Here is a 12133-nt window from a genome sequence, read left to right on the forward strand (position 1 = left end):
CCGGTACTTTGAATGTTCTGGAAGAGTTGCTTTCCGCGACGATCACTGGCGGTACACTTAATGCCGTGACGGTTATTGGTGGCACCATCAACACGATCGCTGAAGTCCTTTCCTCCACCATCGTTGGCGGAACGCTTAACGCCGTCACGATCATCGGCGGCACGATTAATTCGGTCTCGGAAATTTTAGCGGCTACCATCGTTGGTGGCACCCTGAACGTCAATGTGGTCAGCGGGACCTTGGCCGCCATCGTTGATTCCGTAACCGTCACTGCAGGCACTATTAATATTGTTGAAGAACTGCTCTCTGCGACGATCACTGGCGGTACGCTAAATGCCGTCACGGTTATTGGCGGCACCATCAATACAGTTTCGGAAGTCCTCTCCTCCACTATCGTTGGCGGAACGCTCAACGCCGTCACGATCATCGGCGGCACGATTAATGCGATCTCGGAGATTTTAGCGGCTACCATCGTTGGTGGCACCCTGAACGTGAATGTAACTAACGGAACGGTAACTGCCATCGTTGATTCCGTAACCGTCACCGCAGGCACTATTAATGTCGTAGAAGAACTGCTTTCCGCGACGATCACTGGTGGTACGCTCAATGCCGTGACCGTTATTGGCGGCACCATCAATACGGTTACGGAAGTACTCTCCTCCACTATCGTTGGCGGTACGCTCAACGCCGTTACTGTCATCGGTGGCACTATAAATACGGTTTCGGAAATTCTTTCCGCTACCATCATCGGCGGCACGATAAATGCGGTCTCGGAAATTCTTGCTGCCACCATCGTCGGTGGCACCTTGAATGTCAATGTGGTCAGTGGGACCCTGGCTGCCTTCGTCGATGACGTGATCGTTAGCGCCGGTACTTTGAATGTTCTGGAAGAGTTGCTTTCCGCGACGATCACTGGCGGTACACTTAATGCCGTGACGGTTATTGGTGGCACCATCAACACGGTCGCGGAAGTCCTTTCCTCCACCATCGTTGGTGGAACGCTCAACGCTGTTACTGTCATCGGTGGCACGATTAATTCCGTCTCGGAAATTTTAGCCGCTACCATCGTTGGCGGCACCTTGAACGTGAATGTGGTCAGCGGAACCCTGGCCGCCTTCGTCGATGACGTGATCGTTAGCGCCGGTACTTTGAATGTTCTGGAAGGGTTACTTGCTGCGACGATTATTGGCGGTACGCTCAATGCCGTGACCATTATTGGCGGCACCATCAACACGGTTACGGAAGTACTCTCTTCCACCATCGTTGGTGGAACGCTCAACGCCGTTACTGTCATCGGTGGCACTATTAATGCCGTCTCGGAAATTTTAGCGGCTACCATCGTTGGCGGCACCTTGAACGTCAATGTGGTCAGCGGTACCCTGGCCGCCTTCGTCGATGACGTGATCGTTAGCGCCGGTACTTTGAATGTTCTAGAAGAGTTACTTGCTGCGACGATCACTGGCGGTACGCTCAACGCCGTGACGGTTATCGGCGGAACCATCAACACGGTTATGGAAGTACTCTCTACCACCATCGTTGGTGGAACGCTCAACGCTGTTACTGTCATCGGTGGCACGATTAATGCGGTCTCGGAAATTTTAGCGGCTACCATCGTTGGTGGAACATTGAACGTCAATGTGGTCAGTGGAACCCTGGCTGCCTTCGTCGATGACGTGATCATTAGCGCCGGTACTTTGAATGTTCTGGAAGAGTTGCTTGCAGCGACGATCACTGGTGGTACGCTCAACGCCGTGACCGTTATTGGCGGCACCATCAACACGGTTTCGGAAGTCCTTTCCTCGACCATCGTTGGCGGAACGCTTAACGCCGTCACTGTCATCGGTGGCACGATTAATGCGGTCTCGGAAATTCTTGCTGCTACCATCGTTGGCGGCACCTTGAACGTCAATGTGGTCAGTGGAACCCTGGCTGCCTTCGTCGATGACGTGATCATTAGCGCCGGTACTTTGAATGTTCTGGAAGAGTTGCTTGCAGCGACGATCACTGGTGGTACGCTCAACGCCGTGACCGTTATTGGCGGCACCATCAACACGGTTTCGGAAGTCCTTTCCTCCACCATCGTTGGCGGAACGCTTAACGCCGTCACGATCATCGGTGGCACGATTAATGCCGTCTCGGAGATATTAGCGGCTACCATCGTTGGTGGCACCCTGAACGTGAATGTAACTAGCGGAACGGTAACTGCCATCGTCGATTCCGTAACTGTCACTGCAGGCACTATTAATGTCGTAGAAGAACTGCTATCCGCGACGATTGTTGGCGGTACGCTCAACGCCGTGACCGTTATTGGCGGCACCATCAACACGGTTTCGGAAGTCCTTTCCTCCACCATCGTTGGCGGAACGCTTAACGCCGTCACGATCATTGGCGGCACGATTAATTCCGTCTCGGAGATATTAGCGGCTACCATCGTTGGTGGCACCCTGAACGTGAATGTGGTCAGTGGGACCCTGGCTGCCTTCGTCGATGACGTGATCATTAGCGCCGGTACTTTGAATGTTCTGGAAGAGTTACTTGCCGCGACGATCACTGGCGGTACGCTTAACGCCGTCACAATTGTCGGGGGCACGATTAATTCAGTCTCGGAAATTCTTGCGGCCACCATTGTCGGCGGCACATTGAACGTGAATGTAACTAGCGGAACAGTAGCCGCCATCGTTGATTCCGTAACCATCAATGCAGGCACTATTAATGTTGTAGAAGAACTGCTTTCCGCGACGATCACGGGTGGTACGCTTAATGCCGTGACCGTTATTGGCGGCACCATCAACTCGGTCGCGGAAGTCCTTTCCTCCACCATCGTTGGCGGAACGCTTAACGCCGTCACGATCATCGGTGGCACTATTAATACTGTCTCGGAAATTTTAGCGGCTACCATCGTTGGCGGCACCTTGAACGTCAATGTGGTCAGCGGAACGCTGGCCGCCTTCGTCGACGATGTGATCGTTAGCGCCGGTACTTTGAATGTCTTGGAAGAGTTGCTTGCAGCGACGATCGTTGGCGGTACGCTCAATGCTGTCACCGTTATTGGCGGGACGATTAACACCATCTCGGAGGTTCTATCGGCCACGATCGTTGGCGGTACTCTAAACGTCAATGTGCTCAGTGGAACGATTGCCGCCATCGTGGACAGCGTAACAATTAGCGGCGGCACGTTAAATGTCGTAGAGGAGCTGCTATCAGCGACTATCGTGGGCGGTACGCTCAATGCCGTCACCGTTATTGGCGGGACGATTAACACCATCTCGGAAGTTCTAGCGGCCACGATCGTTGGCGGTACTCTAAACGTCAATGTGCTCAGTGGAACGATTGCCGCCATCGTGAACAGCGTAACGATTAGCGGCGGCACGTTAAATGTCGTGGAGGAGCTGCTATCAGCGACCATCGTTGGTGGAACGATCAATGCCGTCACCGTTATTGGCGGGACGATTAACACCATCTCGGAGGTTCTATCGGCCACGATCGTTGGCGGTACTCTAAACGTCAATGTGCTCAGTGGAACGATCGCCGCCATCGTGGACAGCGTAACGATTAGCGGCGGCACCTTAAATGTCGTGGAGGAGCTTCTCTCCGCGACCATCGTGGGTGGAACGATTAATGCCGCGACGGTGATCGGTGGCACCATCGACACGATCCAGCAGTTGCTCGCCTCGACTATCGTGGGCGGTACGCTCAATGCAGTCACCATTATTGGTGGGACGATTAACACCATCTCAGAAGTAATAGCAGCCACGATCGTTGGCGGTACTCTAAACGTCAATGTGCTCAGCGGAACGATTGCCGCCATCGTGAACAGCGTAACGATTAGCGGCGGCACCTTAAATGTCGTGGAGGAGCTTCTCTCCGCGACCATCGTGGGTGGAACGATTAATGCCGTCACTGTTATTGGCGGGACAATTAACACCATCTCAGAAGTAATAGCAGCCACGATCGTTGGCGGTACTCTAAACGTCAATGTGCTCAGCGGAACGATTGCCGCCATCGTGAACAGCGTAACGATTAGCGGCGGCACCTTAAATGTTGTGGAGGAGCTTCTCTCCGCGACCATCGTGGGTGGAACGATTAATGCCGTGACGGTGATCGGTGGCACCATCAATACGATCCAGCAGTTGCTCGCCTCCACCGTTGTCGGCGGCACCATCAACACCATTTCGCAAATTCTAGCAGCCACTATTGTCGGCGGTACGTTGAACGTGAATGTTACCGGCGGATCGATTGCGGCCAATATCACTTCAGCCGTCACTATTAGCGGCGGGACGCTCAACGCCGTCACCATCGTCGGAGGCACCATCAACACGATCCAACAATTACTCGCCTCCACTGTTGTTGGCGGTACAATCAATACCATTTCACAAATTCTAGCGGCCACCATTAGCGGCGGTACGCTCAATGCCGTCACCGTTATCGGAGGCACGATCAACACCATTTCGCAAATTCTAGCAGCTACCATTGTCGGCGGCACATTAAACGTGAATGTTACCGGCGGAACAATCGCGGCCACCATCGTAGGCGGCACGCTCAACGCCGTCACCGTCATTGGCGGCACCATCAACACCATCCAACAACTCATCGCGGCCACCATCGTAGGCGGCACGCTCAACGCCGTCACCGTCATTGGCGGCACCATCAACACCATCCAACAACTCATCGCGGCCACCATCGTAGGCGGCACGCTCAACGCCGTCACCGTCATTGGCGGCACCATCAACACCATCCAACAACTCATCGCAGCCACCATCGTAGGCGGCACGCTTAACGCCGTCACCGTCGTCGGCGGCACCATCAACACCATCCAACAACTCATCGCAGCCACCATCACGGGCGGCACGCTCAACGCCGTCACCGTCGTCGGCGGCACCATCAACACCATCCAACAACTCATCGCAGCCACCATCACGGGCGGCACGCTCAACGCCGTCACCGTCATTGGCGGCACCATTACCGCCATTTCGCAAAATAACTTCATTGAGCAGGCGTTCCTGAACGTAGGCGTCGGCACGGTGCTGACATTGACGCCGCTCGCCGCCATCACCACGTCCGTGCTCGAAACGTACTCGTTCTTCATCTACAACCAAAGTCCGGCCGGCGCGGTGGTCGACGCGTTCGTGGAGGTGAGCGCGGACGGGACGCATTGGTTCCGCGACGTGGAAGGCGTCAATATTACGGGCGGCACGGTCGACGTACTCGTTCCGCAGCGGTTCCTGAAGTACACCCGGCTAAGCTACCGGTCGGCCACGACGCTGCTCGCGTCCACGATCGACGTCATATTCAACGCCCAAGGCTCATAGATTAAGTACCGTTTTACGGACACGTTCCACGATTCAAAATCGCGGGAGGAGGCTAACGATGACCGAGCCGTTGCTGAGCGTTCAACTAATCGTGCGGAACGAAGAGCTGCTTCTCCCTTTTTGCCTGGCGAGCATCAAGGGGATCGCCGACGAGATCGTCGTCGTGGATACCGGTTCCACCGACCGGACGGTCGAGCTCGCGCTATCGTACGGCGCCCGCGTCTATGCCGCGAATTGGACCGATGATTTCGCTTATGCCCGGAACATCGGATTAGATCGCACGGAGGCCAAATGGATCCTATGCCTGGACGCCGACGAAGTGCTGGCCGCCGGGGCGGACTCCTTGCGCGGCACGCTGCAAACCACCTCGGCGGAAGCGTTCTGGGTGACGATCGACAACGTGCTTGGCCGTCTTCCGGAAGAACGGCTGCAGCACCGGATGGTGCGCCTGTTTCGCAACCGTCCCGAACGCCGCTTCCGCCAACGCCTCCATGAGCAAATTTTGCCCGCCATTCTCGAACGCTCCGGTCAAGACACGATCGCGCCGTCCAACCTGAAACTGACGCATCTGGGGTACTTTCACGAAATCAAGGACCAAACGGACAAACAAGCGCGCAACGAGCGAATTCTGGCCGCCATGCTCGCGGAAACGCCGGATGATCCGTTCGCCTTGTATAACTGGGGCGTGGCGAAGGCGCACGGCGGAGACCAGGAACAAGCGCTTCAAGCGATGATGACCGCCCGATCGCTGGCACCGCCCGCCATTGCCTACCGTCCCGGACTCGTTCGGGATATCGCCCGACTGCTGCTAGCGATGGAGCGGCCGAACGAAGCCGGTCTGCTGCTCGCCGAAGAGAGCGGCAATTACCCGGATTATCCGGATCTCCATTACCTGCTCGGGGAGGCGTACCGGGCGCAAGGACTACTGCCGGAAGCGCTGCAGGCGCTTCGGCAAGCCGCCGCTTGCCCGTCCGATTCCGCGCTTTACCCCGTCGAAGCCGGCTGCGCGACCTTTCGCGCGCAGACCCTTATCGGCGATACGTTAACCAAACTCGGGCAACTTGAGGAGGCCAAATCCGCCTACGAGCAAGCATTGGCCAGCCATGCGGCCTATAAGCCGGCGACTCTGGGGTGGGCGGCATCCTTGGAAGCGCTCCGCATCCCGGGCACCGTCATCGCCGAACGGCTTCTGCTACTGGTTCGCGACCTGCCGAGCGGACTGCTCCTATTCGCGGAAGCGATGCTCCATATCGGCCATTATCGGGAGCTGCTGAATGCGCTGGACGATGCCGCCAAACATCCGCAGGAACCCGCACTAACGCAGCACTTAGCGTACGCGCATCTGCATCTTGGCCATCCAGATAAAGCGATCGAGCAGCTACGGCCGCTGCTCGAAAGCGATCAGACCGGCACCATCCTCGAAACCGTTCGCTTGCTGGCGCTGGCGGCATGGAGCGGTGGAGCGGCGATCAAAGACGAGTGGTTGTGGGTCCTCCCCCACGACGAGCGCCGGCATCTGTTGAACATCGAGCGCAGACTGTGGCAGCGCGCGCAGCCCGCGGCGTCCGATCAGCAGGAGGACGTCCGATCCTGGATCGACCGGGCGGTGCGAGCCGGCTTGCTGGAAGTCGCGAAGCAGCTTGCCGGCTCCGACGCCGCGCTGCGCCCGTATACGGCCCGCTGCTTATATCGCGCCGGATATGTCCACCTCGCCTCCGGACTGCTGCTGAACCTGCTAGAGGAGGAACGTCTGGACGGCGACGCCGCCGCCGACTTGGCGGAACTCTTATATGACCGCGGGCATTACGGCGAAGCGGCTCCGCTATTCGAGCTGGCCGTGCCCGCGGCATCCGATCGCGCGAGGATCGGCGCCGCCCTCAGTTATTTGCACAATGCCCGCAGCGTCCTGCACGACGCGCTATATCACCACCCCGACTCTCCGCTCTTACGCGGAGACTTACATAAGACAACGGCCAGCTTGGAATTGCTCGGCAAGCTCGATTGGCATACGCCGTGGACCCCGGCCCAAAGGAGGAATGCGGATGTCCGCACCCCTAATTTCCTTGTGCATGATCGCGAAAGATGAAGCCGACGTCATCGCGCGTTGCCTTCGGAGCGCGGCCTCGGCCGTCGACGAGATCATCGTCGTCGATACCGGTTCGACGGACGGAACGCCCGACATCGCGCGCGGCCTCGGAGCCAACGTCTTCGCTTTTCCGTGGCAGGACGACTTCGCGCTCGCCCGCAACGCCGCGCTCGAGCACGCGCGCGGTCAATGGATCCTCATCCTCGACGCGGACGAGGAATTAGATCCGGCTTCGGCGCCGAAACTCCGTCAACTGGCCGCAAGCGGAGGCGTCGAAGGCTTCTTCGTGCACGTGTACAATTTCGCCGGCGACCGCGAAGACAGCCCCGCGGTCATCAATCCGACGATTCGGCTGTTCCGCAACCATCCGCAGCATCGGTTCGCCGGACGCATACACGAGCAAATTACGCCCAGCATCCAAGCCCGAAACCCGGCCGCGGCGTTCATGCTATCCGACGTGCGGGTGAATCACTACGGCTACCGCGAAGAGGTGATTCAGCGCAAGAACAAAACCGAACGCAACTTGCTGCTGCTCCAAGAAACGCTGAAGGAGAAGCCTAACGATCCCTTCCATCTGTACAACATCGCCGTGGAATGGATGCGGCTCGGACGCGTGCAAGAAGCGCTGGAAGCGTTCCGCACCTCCCGAATGACGACCGATCCGAAGACGAGCTACGCGCATCTGTTGTACAAATGCGAAGCCAAGTGCCATCTCGCGCTGCGACAGTTCGAGCAAGGCGCGGCGATCTGCGAGCAAGGCGCGGCCGTCTATCCCGCCTATTCGGATCTGTATCACTATGCAGGCATATTCCATCTGAACCGCGGCGACCTGGCGGCCGCCAAAGACGCGTTCGCCAGAGCGGTCAAAGCAGGCCCCCCGCCCTCCGGCTACCATACCGAGGAAGGCCTTGGCGCGCATCTGTCGGCATACCAGCTCGGGCTACTGCAAGAAGCGGCGTTGGATAGCCAAGCCGCCGCAGACAGCTATCTCCATGCCCTTCGCTGCCGAAGCGCCTTCGCGCCGCCGCTCTACCGGCTATGTCACTTGCTCCGCCTTGTCGGCAGAGAGGCCGATATCGTTCCGCTCCTGTTGGAGCGCATACGAGTGGACGATGCCGGAGCGGCAACCGGCATCATGGACGTCATGATCGCGACCGGCTGCTCACGTGCCGCGCTCGCGTGGCTGGAACGTACGAAGCACCTGCTTCAGCCGGACGATATCGCTTGCCGCGCGGCGATGGCCGAACTCCTGTCCGGACTGAGCGAAGACGCGTCGGAGCGGCTGGACCTCCTGTCGCGTAACTCCCCGCTCGACGATCACGATGATACGCTCCGCCTCCGCATTTTAATCTGCAGCATGGACGGTCGACACTTGGAGGCGAGACAATACTGGCGGCAGCTGACTAGGCAGCATGCAAGCGATCGGGATGCCCCCTATGCGGCAATCGTCGGCGAACCCGCCGACCCGTCACCGGGCATGGCGCCGGGCATGTCCAACGCGGAACGGGGCGAATGGCGAGATGTCCTAACGGCCGCCCATGCGAACGCCAAGCATGCGGCATCAAGCCGAATCGCCGAATCCTGGAAATCCCGAATCGCAAGCGCCGCCCCCGCCGGCCGAATCGAAGCAGCTGCCGCTTGCGCCCGCGCGTTGTCCGGTCTGGCGGACGCGCATCTGGAGCAGCTGGCCCGAGGCCGCAAGTCGCGAGAGCTTGCCGGCGCCGTTCGACTAGTGCTCCCGTTCGAAGACGGTTCGTTAGCGTAAACGCGAATGGCGAGCGATATTACATTGTGCATGATCGTCAGAGACGAAGAGCAGCGGCTGCCCGCTTGCCTAGAATCCGTCCGAAAAATCGTCGGCGAAGTCGTCATCGTGGATACGGGATCTTCGGATCATACCGTCCGCATTGCCCTTGGCTATGGAGCTCGCGTCGCGAGCGCCCCGTGGAAGAACGACTTCGCCCTCGCGCGCAACCGGGCGCTGGCGATGGCGACGAATCCGTGGATTCTGTGCCTGGATGCCGACGAGCGGATAGCGCCGGAGCAAGGCGGCTACTTGCGGGCATTAACCTCGCGGACGGACGTGCACGGGTACACGGTACAAATAAAAAGCTTCATCGGCGACGCACCCGGCGGAGAATCGATGACGGACGAGGCGTGCCGGCTGTTTCGCAATGATCCGCGCATCCGGTTCGACCGGCCGATCCACGAACAAGCGCTGCCCTCCATACTGGCATTGCCGGATGCTCGCGTATTAAGATCGCGGCTCCTCGTCCTGCACGAGGGCTATCTGAATCCGGTGCTCCGGGAGAAAAACAAAACCGCCCGCAACACGGCGATCATTCGGGAAGCGCTCCGCAAATCGCCCGACGATCCGGAAATACGCTATGCCTATGCCGTGGAGCTCTACCAGCAGCAGCGGTATGAGGACGCGCTCGGTTACTTGCTGCCGCTCCTAGGCGAACGACAAGAGGGGCAGCGACATCGCGACTGGGCTCTTCCGATGGCGGATATGACGCTGAAGGCAGCTTACGCGCTGAAGCAGCTCGGCAGAGCGAACGAAGCATGGTCGCTGCTAGAGCAAATACAAGCGCGCGAACCGGACCATCCCGAGCTGCTCGATTTCGCGGCGGGCGAACGGATCGAACGCCGCCAACCAACGCAAGCGCTGATGATGCTAAATCGAGCTTCGAAGCCGATCGACCACAGCCCTTCCTCGCGCGCGTTATCCGGATCGGGCACCTACCGGAGCGCGCACCTGGCCGGCATGGCGCACGAACTGCTGCGAAATTACGGCGATGCCGCCTCCAATTACGCCGCCGCCCTGATGCATCGGCCGGATTACGCGCCGGCTTGGTCGCGGCTCTCCTTGCTCGCCGCCGTTCTCGGTCAAGAGCAGCCGCTCATGGGACTGCTTGCGGCAAGAAGCGCATTCATCCCGCCTCGCCAATGGATGACGCTTCTGCAAGAGTCGCTTTTCGCACCCGACCACGGTCTGGCCGAACGCCTATGGGAGCTGGCTCCGGATGCTGTTCGTTCCAGACATGCCGTCATTTGGTCGGCTATAGCGCTCGCGCGCCAAGATGCGGATTTAGCTCAGCGCGAGCTTGCCCATGCACATGACCTACCTGAACGACAATGGGTCGATTGGGGACTGGGCGCCAAAAGCATGTCCGCCGAACCGAACGCCGTCATCGCCCCGCCGGATTTTGCCGGAACGCTCACGGAGCCGGTCTATCGTCGCTGCCAAGACGTACTCCTGCAAATGCGGGCATGGGAGGCGCTGGCGATCTGGATGGAGACGATCGCGCCGGCTTCGAGTTCCCCTCAAGCGCCCGTTCATCGGCTCTATGCCTGCTTGGACGCGCCGTCGCGCTTCATTCGTACGCTCCTGCAATGCGCTCAACCAACATCGCTTCCGGCGAGCGTTGAAGCCTCCCTCGGAGCGCTTGCCGCGCATGCCGGCCTCTACAAGGAGGGTATGGCATGGCTTGAGCGAGCGAACCGGATGGACGCCGCCCCGCCCGACACTGCAGCTGCTTTGGCGCTAACGCATTCCCTCCTTGCCCAACATATACTTCCGCCGCGAATGGCGAATACCATCCGACACATCGACCGGGACGACGCACGCCTGCTTTATCGGAGTCTAACGATTCCGCTGTTCTGATTCCATCCGAGGAAAGGAATGATGCGCATGACCGATCCGATTCTGTATTTGCCCTGCTTCGATTTCCTCCCCCATCGCCAGCGTCCGCAGCATTTGCTCTACCAGCTCAGCTTGCTTGGCTTCGACGTCGTGTATTGCAACGTGACGCAGAACCAAGAACGGCCTTTCATTCGGCTCAACGAGCATTTCGTCATCTGCCAAGATATTCAGGCGCTGCCGCGGCGGACCTATACGATGTGGGTGTCTCACGGCCCTTATCTGGATGAGCTGCACCGCTTCTCGCATTCCCTGCTCGTCTGCGACCTCGCCGATGCGACCGTCGGTCCCTTCGCGATGTTCGAGCCTTGGCAGGAACGCAAAATCAAAGAAGCGGATCTCGTCTTGTGCGCGTCGGAGCTGTTGTTCGCGGACGCTTCGAAACACGGCGACCGCGCGCTGCTCGTTCGCAACGGGGCGGAGACGGAGCTGTTCAAGCCAGCGGCGGACAAACTCGGTGCTCCGCTGTACAAGGAAGAGGAGGCCGTCTATCTCGCCGGATCCACCGCTCCGGTCATCGGCTTCTGGGGCGCCGTGGCGGGCTGGCTGGATTGGGAGCTCATTCGCTATCTCGCCGAGAAGCGGCCGCACTATTTGTTCGTCTTCATCGGCGACATCAGCTGCCCGATTCCCGAAGCGCTCGCGTCGATGCCGAACGTCCGGTGGCTCGGCGACAAGGAATACGAATCGCTGCCGGCGTACGCCAGACAGTTCGATGCGGCGATCATCCCCTTCTTGAAGAACGAGCTGACCGAGCACGCCAATCCGATCAAAATGTATGAATATTTGGCTGCCGGACTGCCCGTGGTCTCGACGGATCTCCGCGAAGTCCTCGCACACGGGGATGTCGTGCGCGTCGTCCCTTCCGGGGAGCATGCCGCCTTCGCGGCGCAGCTCGACGAAGCGCTCTTGTCCGACCGCTCCCAGGCATCCGTCGCAGCCAGGCAAGAAGCGGCTTCCGGGCATAGTTGGGAGCAGCGGGCGCGCGCCGTCGCGGAAGCGATTCGGCAGCTGAGCCGGATTCCGGGATAACGA

General features: G+C 59.1%; 5 protein-coding genes. All 5 read left to right on the plus strand.

Translation table 11 applies throughout. The annotated features are described in order from the left end of the window. Nucleotides 1-26 precede the first annotated feature (26 nt). From BCM02_RS35660 to BCM02_RS09105, 5 genes are read left to right on the plus strand one after another with little or no spacing between them, the layout of a single operon-like run. Entirely contained in the window at nt 27-5309 is a 5283-nt protein-coding gene (locus tag BCM02_RS35660) for a DUF6385 domain-containing protein (RefSeq protein ID WP_246183283.1), read from the plus strand. Nucleotides 5310-5367: 58 nt separating this feature from the next. Then, a complete protein-coding gene (locus tag BCM02_RS09090) occupies nt 5368-7395 on the plus strand; it encodes a glycosyltransferase family 2 protein (protein WP_148928779.1) in 2028 nt (675 codons plus the stop codon). Continuing rightward, nucleotides 7352-9160, plus strand: a complete 1809-nt coding sequence (locus BCM02_RS09095) for a tetratricopeptide repeat-containing glycosyltransferase family 2 protein (protein WP_187434106.1) — start codon at nt 7352-7354, stop codon at nt 9158-9160. Before BCM02_RS09090 ends, BCM02_RS09095 begins: the two co-directional genes overlap by 44 nt. Nucleotides 9161-9190: 30 nt before the next feature. After that, nucleotides 9191-11062, plus strand: a complete 1872-nt coding sequence (locus BCM02_RS09100) for a glycosyltransferase family 2 protein (RefSeq protein WP_187434107.1) — start codon at nt 9191-9193, stop codon at nt 11060-11062. Between the two features lie 27 nt (nt 11063-11089). Continuing rightward, the gene (locus tag BCM02_RS09105; RefSeq protein WP_187434108.1) at nt 11090-12130 is read left to right on the plus strand and encodes a glycosyltransferase; all 1041 of its coding nucleotides are present in this window, start codon (nt 11090-11092) and stop codon (nt 12128-12130) included. Nucleotides 12131-12133 lie beyond the last annotated feature (3 nt).

The organism is Paenibacillus methanolicus (assembly GCF_008124765.1).
GTDB lineage: Bacteria > Bacillota > Bacilli > Paenibacillales > Paenibacillaceae > Paenibacillus_Z > Paenibacillus_Z methanolicus.